Genomic DNA, 25,587 nt, shown 5'->3' on the forward strand with positions numbered 1-25,587 from the left:
TGCGCAGAATGGCGCTTCGAGGTAGGGCAAGATGGCGCCACGGCCCATTCACAATGTCGTGCCGGGCCAGGGGAGGGTGAAGCAGTGGGTGACATGCTGTGGGCGCCGCCGGCGGACGTACGCGAGCATTCCCGGATCGGCGGCTACCTGCGCTGGCTGCGGGAACACCGCGGGCTGGACTTCGCCGACTACGACGCGTTGTGGCGCTGGTCGACCACCGACCTGGACGGGTTCTGGCGTTCGATCTGGGACCACTTCGAGGTGGTCGCGCACACCCCGCCGACCGCGACCCTGGCCGAGCGGGGGATGCCCGGCGCCCGCTGGTTCCCCGGGGCCACGCTCAACTACGCCGAGAACGTGTTGCGAATGCCGGGGCGGGTCGACGACGACCCGGTGGTGATCGCGCACGGGCAGACCCGAGTGCCCGTCACGCTGACCGCCGGGGAGTTGCGCGAGCAGGTCCGCCGGGTGTCGGCCGGGCTGCGCCGGCTCGGCGTCACCGCCGGTGACCGGGTGGCGGCGTACGCCCCGAACATTCCTGAGACGTACGTCCTGCTGCTGGCCACCGCCAGCCTGGGTGCGATCTTCTCGTCCTGCGCGCCCGAGTTCGGCACCCGCAGTGTCACCGACCGGTGGCAGCAGATCGAGCCGACGGTGCTGGTCGCCGTGGACGGTTACCGCTACGGCGACAAGCCGGTTGACCGCCGCGCCGAGGTCGCCGCGATCCGGGCGGCCCTGCCGTCGCTGCGGCACACCGTCAGCATCGGCTACCTCGACCCGACCGGCCCCGTGCCCGAGGGCGTGCTGGGTTGGGCGGAGCTGGCCGCGCCCACCGACGAGCCGTTGACGTTCACGCCGGTGCCGTTCGACCACCCGCTGTACGTGCTCTACTCCTCGGGCACGACCGGGTTGCCCAAGCCGATCGTGCACGGCCACGGCGGCATCCTGCTGGAACACCTGAAGATGCTCGCCCTGCACCACGACCTGGGCCCGGCCGACCGGTTCTTCTGGTTCACCACCACCGGCTGGATGATGTGGAACTTCCTGGTCTCCGGGCCGGCGGTGGGCGCGACCATCGTGCTCTTCGACGGCAACCCGGCGGTCCGGGCGGAGCCCGGTCGGCCGGCCGAGCCCGACCTGGGTGGGCTGTGGCGGCTGGCGGCGGAGACCGGCACCACGTACTTCGGCACCTCCGCGCCGTTCCTGCTGGCCTGCCGCAAGGCCGGGCTGGTGCCCCGGGACGTCGCCGACCTGTCGGCGCTGCGCGGTGTGGGTTCCACCGGTGCGCCGCTGCCCGCGGAGGGCTTCGAATGGGTGTACGAGACGGTGGGCGACCACCTCCAGCTCCAGTCGCTCTCCGGCGGCACCGACGTGTGCACCGGGTTCGTCGGCGGCGTGCCGCTGCTGCCGGTGTACGCCGGTGAGATCGCCTGCCGTGCGTTGGGCGCCAAGGTGGAGGCCCGCTCCGCCGACGGCACCCCGGTCATCGGCGAGCTGGGTGAGCTGGTGATCACCGAACCGATGCCGAGCATGCCGGTGGGCTTCTGGAACGACCCGGACGGCACCCGCTACCGCGAGGCGTACTTCGACGTCTATCCGGGCGTCTGGCGGCACGGCGACTGGATCACCATCAACGAGCGGGGCGGCTGCGTGATCACCGGCCGCTCCGACGCCACGCTCAACCGCGGTGGGGTGCGGCTGGGCACCGCCGAGTTCTACTCGGTGGTCGAGGGGCTCGACGAGGTGCTCGACTCGGTCGTCGTGCACTTGGAGGACGACGAGGGCGGCGCCGGTGAGCTGCTGCTCTTCGTGGTGCTGGCCGAGGGCCTGGAGCTGGACGACCCGATGCGCGCGAAGATCTGTCGCGAACTGCGTACCGCGCTCTCACCCCGGCACGTGCCCGACGAGATCCACCAGGTGCGCTCGGTGCCCCGCACCCTGTCGGCGAAGAAGCTGGAGGTGCCGGTCAAGAAGATCCTCACCGGCGTCCCGGTCGACCAGGCCGCGGCCAAGGGTGCCCTGGCCAACCCCGAGTCCCTGACGGCCTTCGCAGCCCTGGCCCAACGCCGAGCAAAAGACAACACGCCCGCCTGACAGCTCCTCCCCCCGCCCGCCCCCGGCCCGCCCCGCTCGCCCCCGGCCCGCCCCCCGCTCGCGTCGATCATGGAGTTGTGGTGCCCCACAAAACCGGCATCGGCGTATCAACTGCCCACCACAACTCCATGATCGACCCCAATCAACCGGGGCCGGGGCCGGGGCGGGGTGGTTACGGGAGGGTTTGGGTGACCTTTTCGGTGGCCTGGCGGCTGGGCAACCGAGCCTTGTCGAGGTTGGCGCAGAGGACCACGGTGGCGGCCCGGGTCAGCGGGGCCAGCAGCCAGTCGACCGGGTCGGGGTGGCGGGTGGCGTCGACCAGGACCCGCGCGCCGGGCTCGATGCCCAACTCTGCAGCACGGGCCTCGGCACGGGTCAGCAGTCGCGCGTCGGCGGGGCCCGGACCGGGCTGCGGGGTGAAGTGGTCGCCGTGTCGGCGTACCTCCACCACGTAGTCGGCGAACCCGGGCGGCACCTGCCGTAGCGGGGCGGCGAGCGGGGCCAGCGCGAGGGCGTAGCGCTCGTCGGCGGACCAGGACTGCGCCTCGTCGAGTCGGTCGGCGGCGGCGAAGAGCACGTCCACGTCACCCGGTGTGTCCACCACGTTCAACTTGGCCGACCAGCAACCCAGCAGCACCGCCGCGGTCTGCCAGTGCGGCGGCAGTAGCACGCCGGCCGGGGTGCCCGCGGCGAGGCCGACCTCGTCGACGAGGAGATTGGCGGTCTTCGCCACCCAGTTCGCCAGGGTGGTGCCGGAAAGTTCGGTGCGGTCACCACTGGCATCGTCGTACCAGGTGAGCAGCGGTCTGGTCGGGTCGGTCGCGATCGCGTCGGCGAACACCCGGGCAATGTTGTCGGCCATCGGCGCGAACGATACGCCGCCGCCGGCCGTACTCGTTGACGATGACAAGTCGGCGTACCGTCGGGTCGCAGTCAGCGCCGCTGCCGCGCCCCGGCGTAGGCTTGACCCCCGGAGTGTTTTTCCCCACAGACGCCAGTGCAAGGAGTCGCCCCGTGACCGCCGGTCGCCCGCCCCGCGTGCTCATCGACGCCACGAGTGTCCCCGCCGACCGTGGTGGTGTCGGTCGATACGTCGACGGTCTGCTCGGAGCCCTCGGCAAGGTGTGCGGGTCGGGGGTGGAGCTGGCGGTGGTCAGTCTCCGCACCGACCTGGAGCGTTACACCCGGATGCTGCCCGGCGCGGAGATCATCCCCGCTCCGGCCGCCGTGGCGCACCGCCCGGCCCGGCTCGCGTGGGAGCAGACCGGCCTGCCGCTGCTCGCGCAGCAGGTGGGCGCGCACGTGCTGCACTCGCCCTTCTACACCTGCCCGCTGCGGGCCGGGTGCCCGGTCACGGTCACCGTGCACGACGCGACGTTCTTCACCGAGCCGGAGCATTACGACAAGTCCCGCCGCACGTTCTTCCGCAGTGCCATCAAGACCTCGCTGCGCCGCGCCAACCGGGTGATCGTGCCCAGCAAGGCCACGCGGGACGAGCTGATCCGGCTGCTCGACGCCGACCCGACACGCATCGACGTGGCCTACCACGGTGTCGACCAGGCTGCCTTCCACGCGCCCACCGAGGAGGAGAAGGCCCGCGTGCGGGCCCGGCTGGGGCTGGGCAACAGCAGCTACGTCGCGTTCCTCGGGGCCAAGGAGCCACGGAAGAACGTCCCCAACCTGATCCGTGGTTGGGCGCGTGCGGTGGCCGACCGCGTCGACCCGCCGGCCCTGGTGATCGCCGGTGGTCAGGGGCACGACGACGACATCGACCGCGCTGTCGCCGAGGTCCCGTCGCACCTGCGCCTGCTGCGCCCCGGCTACCTGCGCTACGGCGACCTGCCTGGCTTCCTCGGTGGCGCGCTGGTCGCCGCCTACCCGTCCTACGGCGAGGGTTTCGGGCTGCCGATCCTGGAGGCGATGGCGTGCGCCGCCCCGGTGCTGACCACTCCCCGGCTCTCACTGCCCGAGGTGGGCGGCGACGCGGTCGCCTACACCTCCGAGGACCCGGAGCAGATCGCCACCGACCTGGCCGCCCTTCTCGACGACGAGCAGCGGCGGCTGTCGCTGGCGAAGGCGGGGTTCGACCGGGCGAAGGAGTTCACCTGGGAGTCCAGCGCCGAGGTGCACATCGCCGCCTGGAGTCGCGCCAGTTCCTGACCCTCCGGGGCCCGGCTGGTGACCCATGCCACTTCCGGCAGGTCCGTCGGGCATGATGTGCGGATGCTTTATGCGGTCATTCCAGCAGGTGGCAGCGGCACGCGGTTGTGGCCGTTGTCCCGCGCCGGCCACCCCAAGTTCCTCCACCCGCTCACCGGCACCAGCGCCTCGCTGCTCCAGGCGACCGTGGAACGGCTCGCCCCGCTGACCACACCGGATCGGACCCTTGTGGTCACCGGTGCCGCGCACGTCGCGGCGGTGGCTCGGCAGCTGACCGGTCTGCCGGAGGAAAACATCCTGGTCGAGCCCTCCCCCCGGGATTCCTGCGCGGCGATCGCGTTGGCCGCTGCGGTGATCGCGGTACGCGACCAGGACGCGGTGATGGGCAGCTTCGCCGCCGACCACCTGATCCGCGACCCGGAGAGCTGGGTCCGCACGGTCCAGGAGGCGGTTCGCGGGGCCGAGCAGGGCATGCTGATGACCGTCGGGATCACCCCCACGCGGGCGGAGACCGGCTACGGCTACCTGGAGACCGGCGAGGTGACCGACGGCACGCCGTGGCGGCCGGTGGCCGAGTTCAAGGAGAAGCCGGGCGCCGAGGTCGCCGAGGCGTACGTCCGTTCGGGCCGGTACCTGTGGAACGCGAGCATGTTCGTGTGGCGGGTGGACGTCTTCCTCGCCGAGCTGGCCCGCCAGCAGCCGGCGCTGCACGCCGGTGTGGCCGCGATCGCCGCCGCCTGGGGCACCCCCGAGCAGGACGAGGTTCTCGGTGCGATCTGGCCGACCCTGCCGAAGATCTCCGTGGACTACGCGGTGATGGAGGGCGCGGCCACGGCGGGTCGCGTCGCGACAGTGCCGGGCGACTTCGGCTGGAACGACGTCGGCGACTTCCACACCCTGGGTGAGGTGCTGCCGACCGACGACGCGGGCAACGTGGTGCTCGGCACCGACGCCAAGCCGGGTGTGCTGCTGCGCGACAGCGCCAACATGGTGGTCGTGCCGCAGTCGGGGCGATTGGTGGCCGTCCTCGGGTTGCGCGACCTCATCGTGGTGGACACCCCGGACGCGGTCATGGTCTGCCCCCGCGACCGGGCCCAGGATGTCAAGGCCCTGGTCGACGAGCTCAAGGAGCGAGGCGAAGAGGGCTACGTCTGAGGGCTGCGAGGGCCGGCGCGACGAGTTGCACGGTCCCGCCGGCCAGCGGCTCGGGCAGCTGGTCCGGCGGGAACCAGCCCAGCTCCTCGGCCTCGTCGCTGACCTGCTCCACCGCGGCGGGCGGGGCCAGCACGGCGAACCGGACGTCGTGGTGCAGGGACCCGCCCTGACACTGCACCTGGTGCACGTCCACGTCGATGGGCACCGGGTCGATGCGCAGGCCGGCGATCCCGGACTCCTCGGTGGCCTCGCGGAGCGCGGCGGCGACCAGGGTCTCATCGGTCGGCTCACAGTGCCCGCCGAGCTGCACCCAACGCCCGAACTTGCCGTGCAGGCAGAGCAGCACCCGCGAGCCGGTGGCGTCCAGCACCAGCGTGCTCGCGGTGATGTGCCCGGGTCGGTGCTGCCGACTCATCGCGACCGGGCCGGCGCCGAGCAGGCGGAGTGTCCGGTCCCGCGCGACGGCCGCGTCCGGGCTGGTGGGCTGCCAGCCTTCGAGCAGGGCGGTGGCATCGGCGTGCAGCGCGGCGTACGTCTCGAAAGCGGTGGGTCCTGTGATCGTGGTGTCGGGCACCCCGTCACTGTACGAGCGGGTGCTCCGTACGCTGGCCCGGTGACCCTGCGACTCGTCGAATTCGTGGTGGCCGGCAACGAGGCCAGTGATCTGCTGCCGGTGCGGTCGGCGGCGCTGCTGCGCGCGTACGGTGCCCGGCGGGGCTTCTGGACCGTGCTGGACGAGGGGCCGGTGGAGCGCTGCCTCGCCCTGCTGCTGGAGCTGGACGACGGCGAGTGGACGGCCCGGCACGTGCTGGCGGACGCCGGTGCGGAGAACGGGCGGACCGAGGACGGTGAGGCGCTCGCCCACCACGACGGCTGGGTGTACGTCTTCGGCTCCCACTTCGGCTCGAAGGGTGGCCCGCTGCGGCCCCGACGTGCCTTCGTGGCCCGGTTCCGCGAGGACGACGCGGCGGCCGCCGGGCCGCTCCCGGTGCACGTGGTGCGCAACTCGTTCCGGCTGCACCGTGCGGTGAACGACGCCCTGGCCGGGTCGCCGCTGGTCCTGTTGCCTCCGGGGGAACGGGTGCGGGCCCGGTTCATCGTGGAAACCCTGGCCAGGGGGACCGCCCGGGAGAAGAGCTGGGTGAGTCGCCTCACCCCGGACGACCTGCCGTTGAACGTGGAGGCTGCGGCCTTCACCCCGGCCGGGACGGTGCTGCTCGGTCTGCGTTTCCCGGTCACCGAGGCCGGTGAGCCGGTCCTGGTCGAGGTGGCCGATGTGCCGGGCATGTTCACGGCCGAGCCCTCGTGGCCACGGGCGTTGCGTACCTACGTGTTGACCGGGGTCACCCCGCCCGGGGAGCTGACCGGCTTCCGGGCGATCACCCCGGCGGCGGACGGCGCGTACGCGGCCGTGATCGGCTCGATCGACGCGCTGGGCAAGGGATCGGTCCTGCTCGACGACCACCCTGGCGGGGGTGACGTCACCTCCCGACACGTCCGCTTCCGTCTCCTGGACGATGGGTCGGACGACGCGTGCCGGCTCGGCGGGGAGCTGGTGGCGGACCTGGCGCCGTTCCACCACGTCGAGGGGGTGGCCGAGCTGGACGGGCGGCCGTTCTACGTCACGGACGAGGACCACCGGGTCGCGCTCTGGGTCGGCTGAGCCGGGCGGGATGATGCGGGGGGCGGGATGACCGGACGGCACCTCTGCGGAGCAAGGGCCGCAGACCCTCGTGGTGCCGCCCGATCACCGGGGCCTCCCCGGGGCCCGGCGCCCTGGCACCGGGAGCGTCGAGGACGCGCCGGCACCTGTTCGGGCACTGAGAGCATGCCGAACCCGCCCCGTGGACGTCGAGGTTTTTCAGCCCAGGCTTAAAGATGGAGTTTAGTGCCGTCCAGGTAGAGTCGAACGGTCATCCGGCATCCCCCTGCCGGGGACTCAGGAGTGCTCCATGCTGAAGATCCACTTTTCTGGGGAGGACATCCTCCGGACCCGGTTGGCGCCGGCTGCGGACCCGATCTGGGAGCTGGTCCTCAGCCTGCACGTGCTGCAGGGCCGCAACCGCGACCCGTTGACCGCCAACTGGCGGCGCACCGTGTCCCAAGCGTTGCGTCAGGACGTCGCCTCCGAGCAGCTCCGGTTGCTGTTCGCGCTGAACCCGCCACGTGGCTACTTCCCGGACTTCCTCACCCCGTACGACAGCGTCGACGGCTTCGAGGCCGGGCTGGACGCGCTCCGCCGGACCCCCACCGAGCTGCTGCACCGGGACCTGACCGTGCTGGCCGCCGAGAATCAGCTGCCCTCCTCGGCCGCCGCGCTGGCCCGGGGCGAGGTGGAGGTGCTGCACCACCTGACCGAGTCGATGGAGCAGTACCGGTCGCTGGCGATCAACCCGTACTGGAGTCGGATCCAGGCCGCGGTGGCGGCGGACCGGGCCCGCCGGGCCCGGGCGCTGCTCGACGGCGGTGTCGAGGGCCTGCTCACCAGCCTCCGGCCGGCCATGCGCTGGGAGGGCGGGGTGCTCGAGGTCCGCCATTACCCGCACAACCGGGAGATGCACCTGGACGGCCGAGGGCTGCTGCTGGTGCCGTCGTTCTTCTGCGCGAGCACGCCGGTCGCACTGCTCGACCCGGCGCTGCCACCGGTGCTGGTCTACCCGGTCGACCGGCTGGGCGGGCTGGCACCGGCCGACCGCATCGCGGCGACCCCGTCGGATGCTCCCCGCGACTCGCTCGCCGCGCTGCTCGGCCGCACCAGGGCGGCGGTGTTGCAGGCCACCGACGAGGGCTCCACCACCGGCGAGGTCGCCCGTCAGCTCAACATCTCACCGGCGGCGGCCAGCCAACACGCCACGGTGCTGCGCAACGCTGGCCTGCTGGTCAGCCACCGGGAGCGCAACAGCGTGCTGCACACGCTGACGCCGCTCGGCCGGGCCATGCTGGACGCCTGACCCGGCCGTCTCTCACAAGGCGAGCGCGGCGCTCGCCGGGCTGCCCGGCGGTGGCGGCAACAGGGTCGACCCGACACCCTCGGCGGCCAGGGCGGCGCGCAGTCGGTGCAGGTCGGCGCCGAAGCGGACCAGACCGATCGGCTCGACGGGCGTCGGGGCCGAGCCCAGCACCAGGGCGGCGCCCTCCGGCCACCCCGGCATCTCGGCGACCAGACCGGCGCGTATCTCCGCCTCGTCGACCAGGGTGAAGACCGTGCCGGGGGCGACGACCTCGGCGACCGCGTCGATCGCCCGGCGTACCGCGGTCAGGTCGGCCGGCGTCGGGCCGAGAGCGTCGGCCAGGATGGCGGCGTCGGTGAGCCCGGCGGCACGGGCCTCGGCGGTGCCGAGCGAGAAGAGATCCTGCGCGGCGTCGCGGATCAGCGCCCGCGCACCTCCGGCGTCATCCGGTCCGGTCGCGGAGAGGTAGCCCCTCACCACCGCGACCGGGACCTGGTCACACTTGCCCTTGATCAGCTCGCCGGCGCCCGCCAGCTCGTCCACCACGGCCATCTGGGTCAACTGCAACTCGTTGCCGTACGGGTCCACCTCACCGCGGTGATCCCGGATGGCCGGCATTCCGGCCACGCCGAGCGCCACGTCGGTGAGCCCGTTGCGCCAGGGCCGGCCCATGGTGTCGCTGATGATCACGGCCAGATCCAGGCCGTAGCGCTCCCGCAGCGCCTCGCGCAGAGCCCGCGCCGACGCGTCCGGATCGACAGGCAGCAGGACCAGCTGGGTCTTGTCCACGTTCGACGCGTCGATCCCCGCGGACGCCATCACGAAGCCGTGATGGGTCTGCACGATCCGGGTCGGCCCCCGGCTGGCGACGACCCGGGCGGTCTCACCGGCCAGGACCTCGTCCCGGGCGGCCAGCCGCTCCGGGCCGTCCGCCGGGACGTCCACCAGCCGTCCCTCCGCCTTGGAGACGATCTTGCTGGTTACCACCAGGACGTCACCGTCGCGCAGCCACGGCGCGGCGGTCGCGATCACCGCCGCCAGGTCGTCACCCTCGGTCACGTGGCCGATGCCGAGCACCGGCAGGATTTCCAGCCTCATGTCAACTCCACCGCGGCGCGGACCATGGCCGCAGTCGCCGCCTCGTCGGTCATCCGCAACGGCACCGCGCGGACCGTCACCCCGGGCACCACAGCGCCGGCGTCCTCCTCGGCTACCAGCCACCCGTCCAGCAGACCGCCGTCCGGCCGGCCCCCGTACAGGCGGCCCACGCCGGCGGCGCTGCAGTCGACACCGAGCACGGCGAGGCAGCGGTCGGCCATGCCCCGCACCGGAGCGCCGCCGATGATCGGTGAGACACCCACCACCGGCGCCGGGCTGTCGGCCACCGCCGCACGCAGCCCCGGCACGGCCAGCACCGGCGCGACGCTCACCACCGGGTTGCTGGGCGCGACCAGGACCAGGTCGGCCGAGCCGATCGCCTCCAGCACACCGGGAGCCGGCTTCGCCGTCTCCGCGCCGACGAACACGAAGCGCTGAGTGGGAATGTCGGCGCGGTACCGCACCCACCACTCCTGGAAGTGGATCGCCCGTTGGCCCTGCTCGTCCTCGACCACCGCGTGGGTCTCCAGACGGTCGTCCGTCGCCGGCAGCAGATGTACGCCCGGCTCCCAGCGAGTGGACAACGCCTCGGTGACCGCGCTCAACGGGTAGCCGCCGTTGAGCATGCTGGAACGCACCAGGTGGGTGGCGATGTCCTTGTCGCCGAGGCCGAACCACGTCGGCTGCGCTCCGTAAGCGGCCAGCTCCTCCTTGACCGTCCAGCTCTCGCCGACCCGACCCCAGCCCCGCTCCGGGTCGGCGCCGCCGCCGAGCGTGTACATGACGCTGTCCAGGTCGGGACAGATCTTCAACCCGTGCAGCCACAGGTCGTCGCCGACGTTGACCACGGCGGTCACCTCCGCGCCGACCTCCCGGGCGTACGCCCGGACGCCGAGCAGGAACCGGGCGCCGCCAATGCCGCCGGCCAGAACCACGATGCGCATGTCGACCATCCTCGCGCACGTGACGCCTCCGGTCCGCCGGTGGCCCTAGAGACTAGGCTCACGTGCGCCCTGTCCGTTCATGCCCCGAGGGGGACCTCGTGACCAGCCCCGCCGAGCCCGCGTCGACCGACGCGACGAAGGCCCGTCAGCTGACCAAGCCACTACGCGAACTCGCTGCGCTCGCGTTGCTCGGCGCCAACGCGGTGTTCCTCTTCGTGGGCCTGCTCCGGCTGATCGCCCCGAACGACTACAGCTCCTTCACCGACCGCGCGGGCAGCGCCTTCTACGCGTTCATCGGGGTGGAGGCGGTGGTCCTCCCGCTGCTGGCCGTGCTGTTGGCCACGCACGTCTCACCGGTGCTGCCGAAGGCGAAGCTGATCACCCAGGTGGCCCTCGCCGAGTACGCGGTCAGCGCGCTCTTCGGCACGCTGACCATGCTGATCTGGACGGTCGGGCGCCTGGCCGAGGCCGAGATCCTCGACGCGCTCCTCGGTGTGCTCACCCGGTTCGCCTGGATGGTGATCTTCGCGGTCGCCGCCTGGGTGGTCTACACCGTCTGGCGTGCCCACTACTACGTGCCGCGGCCCAAGCCCCAGCCCGGTGTCTACGGCCAGGCGCAGCCAGGCTGGCCGCAGCAGCAGGGTGGTTGGCCGGCCCAGGGGCAGCCCGGTGGCCAGCCGGCAGGCGGGTGGCAGACCCCCGGTCAGCCCGGTGGCTACCCGCCGGCGCAGTACCCCGGCCAGTACGGCCAGCCCTCCCCGCCGTTCCAGGCACCCCAGTCCGCGCCGCCGCACCCGCAGTCCGCGCCGCCGTTCGCGGCTGCGCCGCAGTCCGCGCCTCCGGCGAACCCGGCCCCCCAGTCCGCGCCGCCGTCGCCCGCCGCGCCGCCGTTCGGGCAGCCGCCGTCGGCCGACCCCACCCAGGCCATCCCGCGCCAGTCGGCGGACCCGACCGAGGTCATCTCCCGCCCCGGCGACACGGACAATGACCGCACCCAGCAGCTGAAGCCAGGCGACAACCCCGACCAAGCCCGCTGACCGGGGCCCGGCGGGTTCTTGATCACTTGATGCTCAGTAGTCGTCAGGGAGTCTGCTGAGCTGCTGAGCATCAAGTGATCAAGAGGGCGGACGCGTGCCGTTTCCCACGGTGCGGGCCGGGACTGGTGGGCCGGGCTCGCGCTGCGCATAGGCTGAGCGGATGGTTGATCGCACCCACTCCGGCCCGAGCGACGCGAGCGTGCGGCGGGCCCTGGGCCGGGCCGCGACCGGGCGTGCGCTGGATGTCGACGAGGCGACCGCGCTGCTGTCCGCTCGTGGTGACGCGCTCGACGAGCTGCTCCGGGTCGCCGGGGGGATCCGGGACGCCGGGCTGCGTGAGGCCGGCCGGCCGGGCGTGGTCACGTACTCCAAGAAGGTCTTCATCCCGCTGACCCGGCTCTGCCGGGACCGCTGCCACTACTGCACCTTCGCGACTGTGCCGCACCGGCTGCCGGCGCCGTTCCTGGACCGCGACGAGGTCCTCGCGATCGCACGGGCGGGAGCCGCGCAGGGCTGCAAGGAGGCCCTGTTCACCCTGGGTGACCGGCCGGAGGAGCGCTGGCCGGCGGCCCGCAGCTGGCTGGACGAGCGCGGTTACGACTCCACCCTGGACTACCTGCGTGCCTGCGCGGTCGCCGTGCTGGAGGAGACCGGCCTGCTGCCGCACCTCAACCCCGGTGTGCTGTCCTGGTCGGAGCTGCAACGGCTCAAGCCGGTCGCGCCGAGCATGGGCATGATGTTGGAGACGACCGCGACCAGGCTCTGGTCCGAGCCGGGCGGCCCGCACTTCGGCTCGCCGGACAAGGAACCCTCGGTCCGGCTGCGGGTGCTCGACGACGCCGGCCGGGTTGGCGTGCCGTTCACCACCGGCATCCTGATCGGCATCGGGGAGACCCCCGCGGAGCGGGTCGACGCGATCTTCGCGATCCGCCGCGCCCACCGGGAGTACGGCCACCTCCAGGAGGTGATCGTGCAGAACTTCCGCGCCAAGCCGGACACGGCGATGCGCGGCATGCCGGACGCGGAGCTGCACGACCTGGCCGCCACGGTGGCGGTGGCCCGGCTGCTGCTCGGCCCGAAGGCCCGGATCCAGGCCCCACCGAACCTCATCGCCGGCGAGTACGACCTGCTGCTGCGCGCCGGCATCGACGACTGGGGTGGCGTCTCCCCGCTCACCCCGGACCACGTCAACCCGGAACGCCCGTGGCCGCAGATCGAGGAGCTGGCCCGGCACACCGAGCTGGCCGGGTTCACGCTGCGGGAGCGGCTGACCATCTACCCGGAGTACGTGCGCGCCGGCGACCCGTGGCTCGACCCTCGGCTGCTGCCGCACGTGAACGCGCTGGCCGATCCGACGTCCGGCATGGCGGTGGAGTCGGCCATGCCGCAGGGTCACCCCTGGCAGGAGCCGGAGGAGGTCTTCGGGGGGCGGACCGACCTGCACACCACCATCGACACCACCGGTCGGACCGACGACCGGCGGGGCGACTTCGACAGCGTCTACGGGGACTGGGCGGAGGTCGCCACCAAGGTGACGGCCGGCCCGGCCGCCTCCGCCGGCGACCACGATCTGCGGGCCGGGCTGCGGCTCGCCGCCGACGACCCCGCCGCGCTGCTGGAGCCCGCGCACACCGACGCCGCGCTGGCGCTGTTCGGCGCGGACGGTCCGGCACTCGACGAGTTGTGCCGGCTCGCCGACGACGTGCGCCGGGACGCGGTCGGCGACGACGTCACCTACGTGGTCAACCGCAACATCAACTTCAGCAACGTCTGCTACGTGGGCTGCCGCTTCTGTGCCTTCGCGCAGCGTGAACGCGACGCCGACGCGTACCGGCTCTCCGTCGACCAGGTCGCCGACCGGGCCGAGGAGGCGTGGACCCTCGGTGCCAGCGAGGTCTGCCTCCAGGGCGGCATCGACCCGAAGATGCCGGTCACCGGGTACGCCGACATCGTGCGCGCGATCAAGGCCCGGGTGCCGGAGATGCACGTACACGCGTTCTCGCCCATGGAGATCGTCACCGCCGCCGCGAAGGCCGGCGTGCCGGTCCGCGACTGGCTGACCCAGCTGCGCGAGGCCGGGCTGGACACCATCCCGGGCACCGCCGCGGAGATCCTCGACGACGACGTGCGCTGGGTGTTGACCAAGGGCAAACTCCCGGCCGCCGCCTGGGTCGACGTGGTCAGCACCGCCCATGAGCTGGGCATCCGGTCCAGCTCCACCATGATGTACGGCCACGTCGACCACCCCGGGCAGTGGCTGGCGCACTTCCGGGTGCTGGCCGGGGTGCAGGACCGCACCGGCGGGTTCACCGAGTTCGTGGCGCTGCCGTTCGTGCACACCAACGCCCCGATCTACCTGGCCGGGATCGCCCGACCCGGGCCGACCTGGCGGGAGAACCGGGTGGTGCACGCCATGTCCCGGCTGCTGCTGCACGGCCGGATCGACAACATCCAGTGCTCCTGGGTGAAGCTGGGTGACGAGGGCACTGTCGCGATGCTCCAGGGTGGCTGCAACGACCTGGGCGGCACGCTGATGGAGGAGACCATCTCCCGGATGGCCGGCTCGGGCAACGGTTCGGCGCGTACCGAGGAGCAGTTGCGGGCCATCGCGACGGCGGCCGGGCGGCCGGCGCGCAAGCGGTCGACCGCGTACGGTCACGCCCGGCCCTGACGTCGAACCTTTCCCCGCCGCCGGCCGTACCACGCGGTGCCGGCGGCGGTTGCGGCGAGGACCGCCGCCGGTGTCCCCACGGGGCCGGGCGGCGTCGGTAGACGGCACCGGACCCGTCCGTCTCCGCGGGCGCGTTCGCGCCGCCGCCGGAAAGGTTGCCCATGACCAGTGATCAGCGCAAGCGGCAGTGGCCGCGACTGACCCGCCGGCAGACGTTGACCGCCGCGGCCAGCGCCACCCTTGGCGCCGCCGCGCTCACCGTGCCGGGCCTGTCGGCCGCGCAGAACGCTCCCGGTTCGGCCGGACGAGCCGACGAACCGATCGTCGTGCACCTGCGGGACGCCGACTCCGGAACGATGGACATCTTCGTCGGCGAGGCCCGGGTCGAGGTACGCGACCGCGGCCTGGCGGACCGGCTGCGGCGCGCCGCCCGGCGCTGACCCGGCACCCCGCCCTGCCACCCTGCCCCCGCCCAGTGAGGTTGGTCCGCCATGTCTTCCCACCGCGAGGCCCCGGAGATAGCCAAGGATCCGGTCGCCGACAGCTCCGACCTGTACGCGTTCGTCAGCCCCGACAAGCGCGACACGGTCACGTTGATCGCCAACTACGTACCGTTGCAGCTCCCCTCCGGGGGCCCGAACTTCTTCGAGTTCGGCGACGACGTGCGCTACGAGATCCATATCGACAACGACGGCGACGGTCGCCCGGATGTCACCTACCGGTTCGAATTCACCACCGAGATCACCAATCCGAACAGTTTTCTCTACAACACCGGCCCGATCGATTCGCTGGACAGCGAGAACTGGAACCGGCGGCAGTTCTACAGCCTGACCCGGGTGGCCGACGGCCGGGAGCACCGGCTGGCCCACAAGCTGCCCTGCCCGCCGTGCAATGTCGGCCCGCTGTCCACCCCGAAGTACTCCGAGCTGGTGCGGCAGGCCACCTACTCGCTCTCCACCGGGGAGCGGGTCTTCGCCGGGCAGCGCGCGGACGGCTTCTTCGTCGACCTGGGGGCGATCTTCGACCTCGGCACGTTGCGGCCGTTCCAACAGCTGCACGTCGCCGGCAAGAAGATCTTCAAGGCCGAGGGGGAGCCGGTCAACGCCACCGACCGGATGAACGTGCACAGCATCGCCGTGCAGGTGCCGTTGGGCCGGGTCCGCCGGAGTGCCAACCGTTACGGTGCCGGTGACCGGGCCTCGGTGATCGGGGTGTGGACGTCGGCGTCGCGCCGCCAGGTGCGGGTGCTCGGCGACCGGGGCGCCGCGGACACCGCCACCGGACCGTTCACCCAGGTCTCCCGGTTGGGCAATCCACTGTTCAACGAGGTCATCGTGCCGATGTCCAAGAAGGACCTGTGGAACTCGCTGCCGCCGTCGGAGGACAAGCGGTTCGCGCAGTTCGTCGAGCAGCCGGAACTGGCCGCGTTGCTGCCGGCGCTCTACCCGGACGTCTTCCCCAACCTGGACAAGCTCAGCAAGGCCAGGAAGGCCCGCGCCGACCTGGTGGCGATCCTGCTCACCGGCATACCGGCAGGGTTGATCGACGGTTTCACCAACACCACCGGCGACGTGCAGGCCGACATGCTGCGGCTGAACACCGCGATCCCACCGACCCGGCAGCCGGACCGGTTCGGGGTGCTCGGTGGCGACCTGGCCGGCTTCCCGAACGGTCGGCGCGTCGGCGACGACGTGGTGAGCATCGCGTTGCGGGCCATCGCCGGGGTGACCGTCCCGCTGGTGGACAAGACGTTCCGACCGGACGCGGCGGCCGCCGCGGTCACCCCGGGGCTGAGCGCCGCCGATGTGACCGCGCCGTTCCTCGGAAACTTCCCCTACCTCGGTACGCCGTACGACGGGTTCAACAACCCGCCGTCGGTCGCGTCCTGACGGCGCGGGGGAGCGCAGCATGCACGAGCACGCGTACGGGCCGTCGGAGACCGGGAGCGTCGTCCTCGATCTGGGCGGCGACACCGGTGCCCTGATCGTCTACACGAGTCCGGATCTGCGCGGTCGGGAGATCGAGATCAGCCGCGAGGACGATCGACGGGTCCACTCGGCGGTGCGTGAGCGTCGGGTGCGGGACGGCTCGTTCCACACTGCGGTCTATCCCGATCTGCCGTCCGGAATTTATACCGTCTGGTGGGACGACCAGACGTCGGTCGGCACGGTTTCTGTCCATGGTGGAGGGATAGCCGAGTTCGTGTGGCCCAGCAGCGGTTTCGGGGTCGCCAGCTGACCTCGTCGCACCGATTTCGCCACTGCGCCCCGTCCACATCGTGGACGGGGCGCACATGCTGCCCGCAGCTCGACGGGCAGTCTGCGCCGTGCCGCGTTAACCTGTCCCCCACCAAGATCAGCTTGGCGGTGACGGTGGCTGGCGCCGTCCTGGCGGTGACTCGTCAGGGAAGCGCCACGGCAGAAAAGTCGGGCAACTCGCCGGAGAGGGCGTTACTCGGCCGGGGTCTGAATCGATAGGGCAGGTTGCGAGGCTGGACGGCCCGAATGGCCGTCCGGGGGTGTCGGGAGGGCGACTCCATTATCAAGTTTGGCTTGACGGCGCACGCATTACACGCGTGTAATTTGAATGGGGTTGTTCGCGCGGAACGCAACAAAACGGGACCGGACGGACAAGCACGCCTTTCGCGTGGGGGGTTGCAGCGGCGATGACGCCGGTGCGCGACAAGGAGGCATTTGATGGACGGCCAGCTTGAGGTGGCCGACCTGCTCGGAAACGCGCCGGAGTGGCAGGAGCGAGCGCTGTGCTCGCAGACCGACCCCGAGGCGTTCTTTCCCGAGAAGGGCGGCTCGACCCGCGAGGCGAAGAGGATCTGTTCGCGCTGCGAGGTCAAGACGGAATGCCTTGAATACGCTCTGGGTCACGACGAGCGGTTCGGCATCTGGGGTGGGCTCTCCGAGCGGGAGCGGCGCAAGTTGAAGCGGCGGGCCGCCTGAGCGGTGCGAGGTCGGGGCGGTGGGGGCCGCCCGACTCGCCCGGCAGGTTGCCCGACCGAGTCGCAGTCCGGCGCGCGGGGGCGCGCTCGGCCTGGCGCGCGGGGGACTGCTCGGCCTGGCTCGCGGGGGGACCGCTCAGGCCAGCTCGTCGGGGTCGACCCCGAGAAGGTTCGCCACCTGCTCGATGATCACGTCATGCACGAGATCGGCGAGGTCCTCACGGTCCATCGCCCGGAACTCCAGGGGCCGCCGGTACAGCACGATCCGCGGCGGCACCTCCTGCCGGCCCGGGCGGCCGGGCAGCAGCCGGGCCAGCGGGACCTCGCCGTCCTCCAGCACGTCGGAGTCGTACACGTTCAGGTCGGGCGGGACGTCCTCGACGGCGAACTCGACCCCGGCCAGCTCCTTGGCGAACCGACGCTCCAGCGTCTCCACGGTGTCCAGGACCAGGTCGTCGAAGACCTCGGCCTTGGTCCGCGCCAGCGGCACGGTGGCCGGCACCAGCCGCCCGCGCAGGCCGCGCCCGTGCCGGTCACGGTGCGCACGCCGGCCGGAGCCGGGGCGGCGGTGTTCCGGGCTCGTCATGAGGCAAAGGGTAGCGCCCGCGCCGGGCTCGCCAGCGGCAGCGCCGCTCACCTGGCGCGGCGCGCCCAGGACGGGCAACTGTGATCACCACGACGGGCGTGTCGCAACGCGAAGCGATGCGCCGGACCCGGTAATGGAGATACCCTGCCGCCTGTGAGGTCACCACGGCGCTGCTCCCGTAACGGCTGCCCCCGGCAAGCGGTCGCCACATTGACCTATGTCTACAACGAGTCGACAGCGGTGGTGGGGCCGCTGGCGGCGTTCGCCGAGCCGCACACGTACGACCTGTGTGAGCCGCACGCCCGCAGCCTGACCGCACCGCGTGGCTGGGACGTGGTCCGCCACGAGGGTGAGTTCGAGCCGCCGCCGCCCACCACGGACGATCTGGTCGCGTTGGCCGAGGCGGTCCGCGAAGCCGCCCGCCCGGCCCCCGCCCCTCGCCCCCCGGACCCGGGCCAGCACCACGAGAACCCGAACCAGACCGGCCGGCGAGGCCACCTCCGCGTAATCCCGCCCAACCACTGACCTCCCCGGCTCCCACCGGCCCCTCAGGGTGTTGATCCACTCGGGTTCCTGGAAAGCGCGGTGTCCGCGCGGGCAGACACCCCGGATTCCTGGAAGGCGAGTGGATCAAGCTTGCCGGACGGCGAGTGGATCAAGTCGAGCGGCGCAGCGTGACGGCCGCCTGCACGGGAAGTGAAGCGTCGGCCCCGATGCTCTTCCGGTGCTGCCGGTTTGTCATCGTGTCAGTCGTCCACGGCACCGACCCCTGAGGAAAAGTGATGCGTACTCCGCTGCGGCCCCTCTCCCGGCGTGGACTACTCAGCGGCACTCTCGGCTCGGCTGCCCTGCTGGCCCTGGGCGGCGGCCTTGCCGGCTGTGGCACCAAGGGTGCACAGCAGACCGAGGCCGGCTGCGTCAGCGAGGACCTGTCCGGCACCGAGCGCAAGCTCGTCTTCTCCAACTGGCCGCAGTACCTGGACGTGGATGAAAAGGACGAGTCCAAGCGGCCCAGCCTGGACGAGTTCGTCCGGAAGACCGGCATCGCGGTCACCTACACCGAGGACATCAACGACAACAACGAGTTCTTCGGCAAGGTGCAGCACCAGCTCGCCGCCTGCCGGAGCACCGACCGGGACATCATCGTGCTGAGCGACTGGATGGCGGCCCGGATGAGCCGGCTCGGCTGGATCCAGAAGCTCGACCCGGCGAACATCCCGAACGTACGGGCCAACCTGCTGTCGTCGCTGCTCAACCGGTCCTTCGACACCGAGAACCGGCTCTCCATCCCGTGGCAGTCCGGCCTCGCGGGGTTGGCGTACAACGGCAACGTCACCAAAGAGCTGCGGACGGTCGACGAGCTGCTCACCCGCCCCGACCTCAAGGGCCGGGTGACCGCGCTCAGCGAGATGCGCGACACGATGGGCCTGCTTCTCGGGGCGGCGGGGCACGACCCGGCCAACTTCACGAGCGCGCAGTTCGACGACGCGCTCACCATGCTCAAGAAGGCCGTCGACTCCGGGCAGATCCGCAGGTTCACCGGCAACGACTACGCACCCGACCTGGCCAAGGGCGACATCGCCGCCTGTATCGGCTGGTCCGGTGATGTCGTCCAGCTCTCCGGCGCGGACGAGAAGATCAGGTTCGTCGCGCCCGACTCCGGGGTGATGCTCTACAGCGACAACATGATGGTGCCCAACAAGGCCACCCACAAGGCGAACGCCGAGCAGCTCATCAACTACTACTACGAGCCGGCGGTCGCCGCGAGGCTCGCCGCGTACGTCAACTACATCTGCCCGGTCAAGGGCGCACAGGCCGAGATGGAGAAGATCGACCCCGAGCTGGCGGCCAACCCGCTGATCTTCCCCGACGAGGCCCTGCTGTCGAAGTCCACGCTGTTCATGGCCTTGGACGAGAAGCAGGAGAAGGAGTACGAGGGCAAGTTCCAGCAGGTCATCGGGGCGTGACGGGATGGCGCGTGAAACACCCGCCGGCGATCTGCGCCTGGCCAACCTGACCAGACGGTTCGGCACCCTCACCGCGGTCGACGACCTCAGCCTGACGATCGCCCAGGGCTCGTTCTTCGCGCTGCTCGGCGCGTCCGGCTGCGGCAAGACCACCACCCTGCGGATGATCGCCGGTCTGGACGAGCCGACCAGCGGTCAGGTGCTGCTCGGTGACCGGGACATCGGCCGGCTGCGTCCGCACCAGCGACCGGTCAACACCGTCTTCCAGAGCTACGCGCTCTTCCCGCACCTCACCGTCTTCGAGAACGTGGCGTTCGGGCTGCGCCGACGCGGCATCCGTTCGGTCGACGACGAGGTCAACCGGATGCTGTCGCTGGTGCGGCTCGACGGCTACGGCAGCCGCCGCCCGGCCCAGCTCTCCGGCGGTCAGCAGCAACGGGTCGCGCTGATCCGTGCGCTGGTCAACCGGCCGCAGGTGCTGCTGCTCGACGAGCCGCTGGGTGCCCTCGACCTGACGCTGCGTAGGCAGATGCAGATCGAGCTGAAGCGCATCCAGACCGAGGTCGGCATCACCTTCGTGCACGTCACGCACGACCAGGAGGAGGCCATGACAATGGCGGACACGGTCGCGGTGATGAACGCCGGCCGGATCGAGCAACTCGGCGCACCCGCCGACATCTACGAGTTTCCCGCCACCGCGTTCGTCGCGAACTTCCTCGGCCGCTCCAACCTGCTGGCCGGCGAGGCCGGCGGTGCCAGCGGCGGCGACGTCGTGGTGACGGCGCACGGCGCGCGCTTCTCGGTGCCCGCCGGCCGGTCCCGGGCCGACCACGGCCCGGTCCACCTGGGGGTACGCCCGGAGAAGCTGCGACTGGTCGGCTCCGCCGACCAGGTGCCCGTGGGTCATCAGCACGTCACCGGTGTGGTCACCGACGCCTCCTACCTGGGGGTCAGCACGCAGTACCTGCTGCGCACCGGCTGGGGCACCGAGCTGTCGGTGTTCGCGGCCAACACGGGGACGTCGACGCGGATTGCGGTCGGCAGTGCGGCCGTGGCGTGCTGGGATCCACGGCACGCGTTCCTGCTGCCCCGGGACGCCGTCGACACCGAACGGCCGGTCCCGGTGGTGCCGGACCAGCCGGTGGGCGCGTCGTCGTGACCCTGCTGGCTCCCACCGGACCGGGGCAGCCGCCGCCCGCGCCACCGGCAGCCCGGTCCGGGCGGCGCCGGCTCCTGCCGTACCTGCTGGTGTTGCCCGGTGTGGCCTGGCTGTTGATCTTCTTCGGTGTGCCGCTGGGGCAGCTCGCCGCAGCCAGCCTCTACGACCCCGGCGGCTCGCTCTCCACCGGGTACGCGATGACCTGGGCAGTCGGCAACTACGCGGACGTGTTGCAGGCGTACTGGCCGCAGTTCCTGCGCTCGTTCGGCTACGCCGCGCTGGCGTTGCTGCTGGCGCTGCTGCTGGGCTACCCGTTGGCGTACGCGATCGCGCAGAAGGCCGGTCGTTGGAAGAACCTGCTGCTGGTGTGCGTGGTCGCGCCGATGTTCACCAGCTTCCTGGTCCGCACGCTGGCGTGGAAGACGATCCTGTCGGACAACGGGGTGCTCGTCGGCCTGCTGCGTGACGTGCACCTGCTCGCCCCGGACGGCCGGCTGCTGGCCACCCCGTTCGCGGTGGTGCTCGGCCTGACGTACACCTTCCTGCCGTTTCTGGTGCTGCCGCTGTACGCAAGCCTGGAGCGGTTCGACCGCCGGCTGCTGGAGGCGGCGAGCGACCTGTACGCGAGCCCCACGCAGGCGTTCCGGCGGGTGACCCTGCCGCTGTCCATGCCCGGCCTGGTCGCTGGCGCGCTGCTGTTCTTCATCCCGGCCAGCGGGGACTACATCAACGCGGAGCTGCTCGGCACCCCGAACGAGTACATGGTCGGCAACGTCGTCGACTCGGCGTTCCTGGTCCGGCTGGACTACCCGCAGGGTGCCGCGCTGTCGGTCCTGCTGATGGCGGCGATCCTCGCGCTGGTCTTCGGTTGGCTGCGCAGGGCCGGCGCCGAGGGGGTGCGGTGAGACTCTGGCGTTGGCTGGCAGACCGCTGGGTGATGATCGTGGCGCTGCTGGTCCTCGGCTACCTGGCGCTGCCGATCCTGGTGGTGGCCGCCCTGTCGTTCAACCGCCCGTCGAGCCGGCTGTCGTACGACTTCAACGAGTTCACAGTGGACAACTGGCGTCAGCCGTGCGCCACCTCGGACATGTGCGACGCGGTGGTCCGCAGCGTGCAGATCGGTTTCCTCGCCACCGTGGTCGCAACCGTGCTCGGCACCCTGATGGCGTTCGCCCTGGTGCGGCACCGCTTCCGTGGCCGGTCCGCGATCAACGTGCTGGTCTTCCTGTCGATGGCCACCCCGGAGTTGGTGATGGGCACGTCGCTGCTCGCCCTCTTCGCGTCCGCCGGGGTGCCACAGGGCTTCTGGACCGTCGTGGTCTCGCACGTCATGTTCTGTGTGTCCTTCGTGGTGGTCACCGTGAAGGCACGGCTGGCCGGGATGGACCGGCGGTTGGAGGAGGCCGCCATGGACCTCTACGCCAGCGAGTGGCAGACCTTCCGACGGATCACCCTGCCGCTGGTGCTGCCCGGCATCGTGGCCGCCGCGCTGCTGGCGTTCTCGCTGAGCTTCGACGACTTCATCGTCACGAACTTCAACGCCGGCACCACTGTCACGTTCCCGATGTACGTGTGGGGCGCCGCCCAGCGGGGCATCCCGCCGCAGGTCAACGTCATCGGTACCGCGATGTTCGCGGTCGCGCTGCTGCTGGTCGGGCTCAGTTCGCTGCGCGGTCGACGGGCCCGTCGCACCGCTGAACCCGCCCGCTGACGGCATTTCGACACATCCACTGTCGCCCACCGGTGATCGACCGCGCGACGGCACGGTGGGTGGGGATTTGCGACGCTTGTTGGCAAATCTAGCCGCACGATCGGCCCCGACCGGCCGACCTGGAGGGTCCTCCCAGGTGCCGTCTCGTCGCACGAGGAAGCGCCCATGGATCACCGGTGCGCGGCGAACGGCGCAGGTGACCAACGCGACGGATGATATTGCGCGCAGTGTTTGCGACGACACTCATCGCCGTGACGATGCAACCACCGCCGAATCCTGGCCCGCCGTACGCGCCGTCGTCCGCTCCGGCGCCCCGACCGAACTGGTTCCGCCGGGCCAGCCCCGCCCGCCGGGCCGCCGCGATCCTCGGCTCGGTGACCCTGTCGGTCCTGCTGCTCTGCTGCACCGGCGCCGCCATCATCGGCGCGCTGGCCGGCGAGCCGGAGCCGACCAGGACCGGTACGGCCGCCGAGGCACAGCAGCCCATCGTGGCGGCGCCCGCCGAGCCGACCGAGGGTTCCGACGCCCAGGCCGCCTCGCCGCTCGCCGCCGCATCCGCCACGCCGGACCCCAGCGACGCGGTGCCGGCCTCGCCGACCCCGGCCGGCGCCGTGTCCCCGTCTCAGGTCGCGCCCACGCCGGTCGTCCGGGTGACGACCGAGACGGAGCGAGCCACCGTGCGCTACACCGAGCGGACCGTCAAGGACGCGACCCTCGCCGAGGGCAAGCGCGTCGTCCGGACCAAGGGCGTGAACGGCGTACGGACCCTGACGTACGAGGTGACCACCACGGACGGGGTGCGCACGGCCAGGAAGCTGGTCAAGTCCACAGTGACGAAGCAGCCGGTCACGCAGGTCGTAGCCGTCGGCACCAAGAAGGCCCAGTCGAAGTGCGACCCCAACTACAGCGGCTGCGTCCCGATCGCCAGCGACGTGGACTGCGCGGGCGGCGACGGTAACGGCCCGGCCTACGTCCGCGGACCCATCAGAGTGACCGGCGACGACATCTACGACCTGGACCGAGACGGCGACGGCACAGCCTGCGACTGACCCGCGGCACGGCCTGCGATCACGCATTGTCATCTCGCGCGACGGAGACTGGGTGAAGAGCGTGATACCTGTGAGTCATATTTATTCCTCACAGGTATCACGCTCGTGCATGCGAGCGACCCCGCAGCCCGGCCCGCCCGGGTCGGCGCTCAGGTCAGGCGGCCAGGTTAGGCGGCCAGGCGGGAGCGGATGAGGAAGCGGACGCCGTCGGGTGCTTCCAGGGAGAAGCCGCTGCCTCGACCCGGGACCACGTCGATGGTCAGCGTCGTGTGTTTCCACAGCTCCCACTGGGACTTCGACATCCAGAACTCGACCGGTTCCGGCACCCCGTCGACGGCCAGCGCGGCGAGCAGGACGTCGGACGAGCCGGTACGGAACTCGCCCGCCGGGTAGCACATCGGGGCGCTGCCGTCGCAGCAGCCGCCGGACTGGTGGAACATCAGTGGGCCGTGCCGCCCCCGCAGCGACCGGATCAGCTCGGCCGCGGCGGGGGTGACGGAGACGACCGGCATCAGAAGAAGCCGAGCTTCTTGGTGGAGTAGCTGACCAGCAGGTTCTTGGTCTGCTGGTAGTGCTCCAGCATCATCTTGTGGTTCTCCCGGCCGATGCCGGACTGCTTGTACCCGCCGAACGCGGCATGCGCCGGGTACGCGTGGTAGCAGTTCGTCCACACCCGGCCGGCCTGGATGGCCCGCCCGGCCCGGTACGCGGTGTTCATGTCCCGGGTCCAGACGCCGGCACCCAACCCGTACAGGGTGTCGTTGGCGGTCTTGACAGCGTCGTCGAGGTCGGCGAAGGAGGTCACCGAGACCACCGGGCCGAAAATCTCCTCCTGGAAGATCCGCATCGAGTTGTCGCCCTCGAAGATGGTCGGTTCAACGTAGTACCCGCCCGACAGGTCTCCGCCCAGGTCGGCGCGGGAGCCGCCGGTCAACACGCGAGCACCCTCCTGCCGGCCGATGTCCAGGTAGGACAGGATCTTCTCGAGCTGGTCGTTGGAGGCCTGCGCCCCGATCATCGTGTCGGTGTCCAAGGGGTGCCCCTGCACGATCTGCTCGGTGCGAGAAACCGCCGCCGCGAGGAAGTCGCTGTAGTGGCCCTGCTGGATCAGCGCCCGGGACGGGCAGGTGCAGACCTCGCCCTGGTTGAGCGCGAACATGGTGAAGCCTTCGAGCGCCTTGTCCAGGAAATCATCCGCAGCAAGACTGACGTCATCGAAGAAGATGTTCGGGCTCTTGCCGCCCAGCTCCAGGGTGACCGGTTTGATGTTCTCACTGGCGTACTGCATGATCAGCCGCCCGGTGGTGGTCTCACCGGTGAAGGCCACCTTCGCGACCCTGGCCGAGGAGGCCAGCGGCTTACCGGCCTCCACGCCGAAACCGTTGACGATGTTGAGCACGCCCGGCGGCAGCAGGTCCGCCACCAGCGACAGCCAGTAGTGGATGGACGCCGGGGTCTGCTCGGCCGGCTTGAGCACCACGGCGTTGCCTGCGGCCAGCGCCGGTGCGAGCTTCCAGGTGGCCATCAGGATCGGGAAGTTCCAGGGGATGATCTGCCCGACCACGCCGAGCGGCTCGTGGAAGTGGTACGCGACGGTGTCGTCGTCGATCTCGCCGAGTGAGCCCTCCTGGGCCCGGATCGCCCCGGCGAAGTAGCGGAAGTGGTCGATGGCGAGCGGGATGTCGGCGGCGAGGGTCTCCCGGACCGGTTTGCCGTTCTCCCAGCTCTCGGCGATGGCCAGCGACTCCAGGTTCTCCTGCATGCGGTCGGCGATGCGGTTGAGGATCAGCGCGCGTTCGGCCACCGAGGTGCGCCCCCACGCGTCGGCGGCGCCGTGCGCGGCGTCCAGGGCCCTCTCCACGTCGGGGGCGGTGCCGCGGGCGACCTCGGTGAAGGTCTGCCCGGTGACCGGGGTGGGGTTCTCGAAATAGGCGCCGCCGTGCGGCTTGACGTACTCGCCGCCGATGTAGTGGTCGTAACGGGACTGCCAGTGGGTGGGCGCGTCGTAGCGCGTCATGGTGACCTCCGCCGTCGATGGGGGATGACGGCGGG

At 71.2% G+C, this 25,587-nt stretch carries 24 protein-coding genes; 17 read left to right on the plus strand and 7 right to left on the minus strand.

Translation table 11 applies throughout. The annotated features are described in order from the left end of the window. Positions 1 to 84: 84 nt before the first annotated feature. Positions 85 to 2,094: an acetoacetate--CoA ligase gene (locus HNR22_RS23920; RefSeq protein WP_179782218.1), complete on the plus strand. Its 2,010-nt coding sequence runs from the start codon at positions 85 to 87 to the stop codon at positions 2,092 to 2,094. Between the two features lie 172 nt (positions 2,095 to 2,266). Here HNR22_RS23920 and HNR22_RS23925 read toward each other — a convergent pair whose 3' ends face one another. Further along, on the minus strand, positions 2,267 to 2,956 hold the full coding sequence (locus HNR22_RS23925; RefSeq protein ID WP_179782219.1) for a TIGR03089 family protein: 690 nt from the start codon (positions 2,954 to 2,956) through the stop codon (positions 2,267 to 2,269). Between the two features lie 152 nt (positions 2,957 to 3,108). Between HNR22_RS23925 and HNR22_RS23930 the strand changes: the two genes are divergently transcribed. Continuing rightward, positions 3,109 to 4,254 carry a glycosyltransferase gene (locus HNR22_RS23930; RefSeq protein ID WP_179782220.1) on the plus strand — a complete coding sequence of 382 codons (1,146 nt, stop codon included), beginning with the start codon at positions 3,109 to 3,111 and terminating at the stop codon, positions 4,252 to 4,254. Positions 4,255 to 4,317: 63 nt separating this feature from the next. Next, entirely contained in the window at positions 4,318 to 5,409 is a 1,092-nt protein-coding gene (locus HNR22_RS23935; protein ID WP_179782221.1) for a mannose-1-phosphate guanylyltransferase, read from the plus strand. Here HNR22_RS23935 and HNR22_RS23940 read toward each other — a convergent pair. Further along, positions 5,378 to 5,983: an NUDIX domain-containing protein gene (locus HNR22_RS23940; protein ID WP_179782222.1), complete on the minus strand. Its 606-nt coding sequence runs from the start codon at positions 5,981 to 5,983 to the stop codon at positions 5,378 to 5,380. The genes HNR22_RS23935 and HNR22_RS23940 overlap by 32 nt on opposite strands. A gap of 39 nt (positions 5,984 to 6,022) precedes the next feature. On the opposite strand from HNR22_RS23940, the gene HNR22_RS23945 reads away from it, so the two are divergent. Both HNR22_RS23945 and HNR22_RS23950 read left to right on the plus strand, forming a co-directional pair. Continuing rightward, positions 6,023 to 7,072 (plus strand): hypothetical protein, encoded by a 1,050-nt coding sequence (locus HNR22_RS23945; RefSeq protein WP_179782223.1) that lies wholly within the window; start codon positions 6,023 to 6,025, stop codon positions 7,070 to 7,072. A gap of 289 nt (positions 7,073 to 7,361) precedes the next feature. Continuing rightward, positions 7,362 to 8,360, plus strand: a complete 999-nt coding sequence (locus HNR22_RS23950) for a winged helix-turn-helix domain-containing protein (protein ID WP_179782224.1) — start codon at positions 7,362 to 7,364, stop codon at positions 8,358 to 8,360. Between the two features lie 12 nt (positions 8,361 to 8,372). On the opposite strand, the gene HNR22_RS23955 is transcribed toward HNR22_RS23950, so the two are convergent. Both HNR22_RS23955 and cofD read right to left on the minus strand, forming a co-directional pair. Then, complete coding sequence (locus tag HNR22_RS23955; protein WP_179782225.1) at positions 8,373 to 9,458, minus strand: coenzyme F420-0:L-glutamate ligase; 1,086 nt, start codon at positions 9,456 to 9,458, stop codon at positions 8,373 to 8,375. Beyond that, positions 9,455 to 10,402 carry a 2-phospho-L-lactate transferase gene (gene cofD / locus HNR22_RS23960; RefSeq protein ID WP_179782226.1) on the minus strand — a complete coding sequence of 316 codons (948 nt, stop codon included), beginning with the start codon at positions 10,400 to 10,402 and terminating at the stop codon, positions 9,455 to 9,457. The genes HNR22_RS23955 and cofD overlap by 4 nt, the downstream gene beginning before the upstream one ends. Before the next feature lie 98 nt (positions 10,403 to 10,500). On the opposite strand from cofD, the gene HNR22_RS23965 reads away from it, so the two are divergent. From HNR22_RS23965 to HNR22_RS23990, 6 genes are all read left to right on the plus strand, one after another. After that, entirely contained in the window at positions 10,501 to 11,439 is a 939-nt protein-coding gene (locus tag HNR22_RS23965) for a hypothetical protein (protein ID WP_179782227.1), read from the plus strand. Between the two features lie 160 nt (positions 11,440 to 11,599). Next, the gene (locus HNR22_RS23970) at positions 11,600 to 14,110 is read left to right on the plus strand and encodes a bifunctional FO biosynthesis protein CofGH (protein ID WP_179782228.1); all 2,511 of its coding nucleotides are present in this window, start codon (positions 11,600 to 11,602) and stop codon (positions 14,108 to 14,110) included. Between the two features lie 161 nt (positions 14,111 to 14,271). Next, complete coding sequence (locus tag HNR22_RS23975) at positions 14,272 to 14,550, plus strand: hypothetical protein (RefSeq protein WP_179782229.1); 279 nt, start codon at positions 14,272 to 14,274, stop codon at positions 14,548 to 14,550. 51 nt (positions 14,551 to 14,601) lie between these two features. Continuing rightward, on the plus strand, positions 14,602 to 15,999 hold the full coding sequence (locus HNR22_RS23980; RefSeq protein WP_179782230.1) for a DUF4331 domain-containing protein: 1,398 nt from the start codon (positions 14,602 to 14,604) through the stop codon (positions 15,997 to 15,999). A 19-nt stretch (positions 16,000 to 16,018) separates the two neighbouring features. Continuing rightward, positions 16,019 to 16,348, plus strand: a complete 330-nt coding sequence (locus HNR22_RS23985; protein WP_179782231.1) for a phospholipase — start codon at positions 16,019 to 16,021, stop codon at positions 16,346 to 16,348. 458 nt (positions 16,349 to 16,806) lie between these two features. Continuing rightward, positions 16,807 to 17,064 carry a WhiB family transcriptional regulator gene (locus tag HNR22_RS23990; protein WP_007455784.1) on the plus strand — a complete coding sequence of 86 codons (258 nt, stop codon included), beginning with the start codon at positions 16,807 to 16,809 and terminating at the stop codon, positions 17,062 to 17,064. A gap of 135 nt (positions 17,065 to 17,199) precedes the next feature. Here HNR22_RS23990 and HNR22_RS23995 read toward each other — a convergent pair whose 3' ends face one another. Beyond that, complete coding sequence (locus HNR22_RS23995) at positions 17,200 to 17,649, minus strand: metallopeptidase family protein (RefSeq protein ID WP_074316962.1); 450 nt, start codon at positions 17,647 to 17,649, stop codon at positions 17,200 to 17,202. Positions 17,650 to 17,802: 153 nt separating this feature from the next. Between HNR22_RS23995 and HNR22_RS24000 the strand changes: the two genes are divergently transcribed. The 6 genes from HNR22_RS24000 to HNR22_RS24025 all read left to right on the plus strand — a co-directional run bounded on the left by HNR22_RS24000 (position 17,803) and on the right by HNR22_RS24025 (position 23,535). Beyond that, positions 17,803 to 18,174: a DUF3499 domain-containing protein gene (locus HNR22_RS24000; RefSeq protein WP_088946295.1), complete on the plus strand. Its 372-nt coding sequence runs from the start codon at positions 17,803 to 17,805 to the stop codon at positions 18,172 to 18,174. A gap of 257 nt (positions 18,175 to 18,431) precedes the next feature. Beyond that, positions 18,432 to 19,616, plus strand: a complete 1,185-nt coding sequence (locus HNR22_RS24005) for a polyamine ABC transporter substrate-binding protein (RefSeq protein WP_179782232.1) — start codon at positions 18,432 to 18,434, stop codon at positions 19,614 to 19,616. Between the two features lie 4 nt (positions 19,617 to 19,620). Next, positions 19,621 to 20,775 (plus strand): ABC transporter ATP-binding protein, encoded by a 1,155-nt coding sequence (locus HNR22_RS24010; RefSeq protein WP_179782233.1) that lies wholly within the window; start codon positions 19,621 to 19,623, stop codon positions 20,773 to 20,775. Then, the gene (locus HNR22_RS24015) at positions 20,772 to 21,680 is read left to right on the plus strand and encodes an ABC transporter permease subunit (RefSeq protein WP_179782234.1); all 909 of its coding nucleotides are present in this window, start codon (positions 20,772 to 20,774) and stop codon (positions 21,678 to 21,680) included. The genes HNR22_RS24010 and HNR22_RS24015 overlap by 4 nt, the downstream gene beginning before the upstream one ends. After that, the gene (locus HNR22_RS24020) at positions 21,677 to 22,486 is read left to right on the plus strand and encodes an ABC transporter permease (protein ID WP_343059944.1); all 810 of its coding nucleotides are present in this window, start codon (positions 21,677 to 21,679) and stop codon (positions 22,484 to 22,486) included. Before HNR22_RS24015 ends, HNR22_RS24020 begins: the two co-directional genes overlap by 4 nt. Before the next feature lie 257 nt (positions 22,487 to 22,743). After that, positions 22,744 to 23,535, plus strand: a complete 792-nt coding sequence (locus tag HNR22_RS24025; RefSeq protein ID WP_246382676.1) for a G5 domain-containing protein — start codon at positions 22,744 to 22,746, stop codon at positions 23,533 to 23,535. 167 nt (positions 23,536 to 23,702) lie between these two features. Here HNR22_RS24025 and HNR22_RS24030 read toward each other — a convergent pair whose 3' ends face one another. Then, positions 23,703 to 24,047: a DUF779 domain-containing protein gene (locus tag HNR22_RS24030; RefSeq protein ID WP_425488074.1), complete on the minus strand. Its 345-nt coding sequence runs from the start codon at positions 24,045 to 24,047 to the stop codon at positions 23,703 to 23,705. Further along, positions 24,047 to 25,552, minus strand: a complete 1,506-nt coding sequence (gene adh, locus HNR22_RS24035; protein ID WP_179782236.1) for an aldehyde dehydrogenase — start codon at positions 25,550 to 25,552, stop codon at positions 24,047 to 24,049. The genes HNR22_RS24030 and adh overlap by 1 nt, the downstream gene beginning before the upstream one ends. Between the last annotated feature and the right edge of the window lie 35 nt (positions 25,553 to 25,587).

It is taken from the genome of Micromonospora jinlongensis (assembly GCF_013410645.1).
Lineage (GTDB): Bacteria > Actinomycetota > Actinomycetes > Mycobacteriales > Micromonosporaceae > Micromonospora > Micromonospora zamorensis.

Coding starts and splice junctions, on each gene's coding strand:
- HNR22_RS24010 (WP_179782233.1), top strand. CDS start 19,621: ATGGCGCGTGAAACACCCGCCGGCGATCTGCGCCTGGCCAACCTGACC.
- HNR22_RS23925 (WP_179782219.1), bottom strand. CDS start 2,956: ATGGCCGACAACATTGCCCGGGTGTTCGCCGACGCGATCGCGACCGAC.
- HNR22_RS24030 (WP_425488074.1), bottom strand. CDS start 24,047: ATGCCGGTCGTCTCCGTCACCCCCGCCGCGGCCGAGCTGATCCGGTCG.
- HNR22_RS23935 (WP_179782221.1), top strand. CDS start 4,318: ATGCTTTATGCGGTCATTCCAGCAGGTGGCAGCGGCACGCGGTTGTGG.
- HNR22_RS23955 (WP_179782225.1), bottom strand. CDS start 9,458: ATGAGGCTGGAAATCCTGCCGGTGCTCGGCATCGGCCACGTGACCGAG.
- HNR22_RS23985 (WP_179782231.1), top strand. CDS start 16,019: ATGCACGAGCACGCGTACGGGCCGTCGGAGACCGGGAGCGTCGTCCTC.
- HNR22_RS23975 (WP_179782229.1), top strand. CDS start 14,272: ATGACCAGTGATCAGCGCAAGCGGCAGTGGCCGCGACTGACCCGCCGG.
- cofD (WP_179782226.1), bottom strand. CDS start 10,402: ATGCGCATCGTGGTTCTGGCCGGCGGCATTGGCGGCGCCCGGTTCCTG.
- HNR22_RS23990 (WP_007455784.1), top strand. CDS start 16,807: ATGGACGGCCAGCTTGAGGTGGCCGACCTGCTCGGAAACGCGCCGGAG.
- HNR22_RS24025 (WP_246382676.1), top strand. CDS start 22,744: ATGCAACCACCGCCGAATCCTGGCCCGCCGTACGCGCCGTCGTCCGCT.
- HNR22_RS23980 (WP_179782230.1), top strand. CDS start 14,602: ATGTCTTCCCACCGCGAGGCCCCGGAGATAGCCAAGGATCCGGTCGCC.
- HNR22_RS23970 (WP_179782228.1), top strand. CDS start 11,600: ATGGTTGATCGCACCCACTCCGGCCCGAGCGACGCGAGCGTGCGGCGG.
- HNR22_RS24005 (WP_179782232.1), top strand. CDS start 18,432: ATGCGTACTCCGCTGCGGCCCCTCTCCCGGCGTGGACTACTCAGCGGC.
- HNR22_RS23995 (WP_074316962.1), bottom strand. CDS start 17,649: ATGACGAGCCCGGAACACCGCCGCCCCGGCTCCGGCCGGCGTGCGCAC.
- HNR22_RS23950 (WP_179782224.1), top strand. CDS start 7,362: ATGCTGAAGATCCACTTTTCTGGGGAGGACATCCTCCGGACCCGGTTG.
- adh (WP_179782236.1), bottom strand. CDS start 25,552: ATGACGCGCTACGACGCGCCCACCCACTGGCAGTCCCGTTACGACCAC.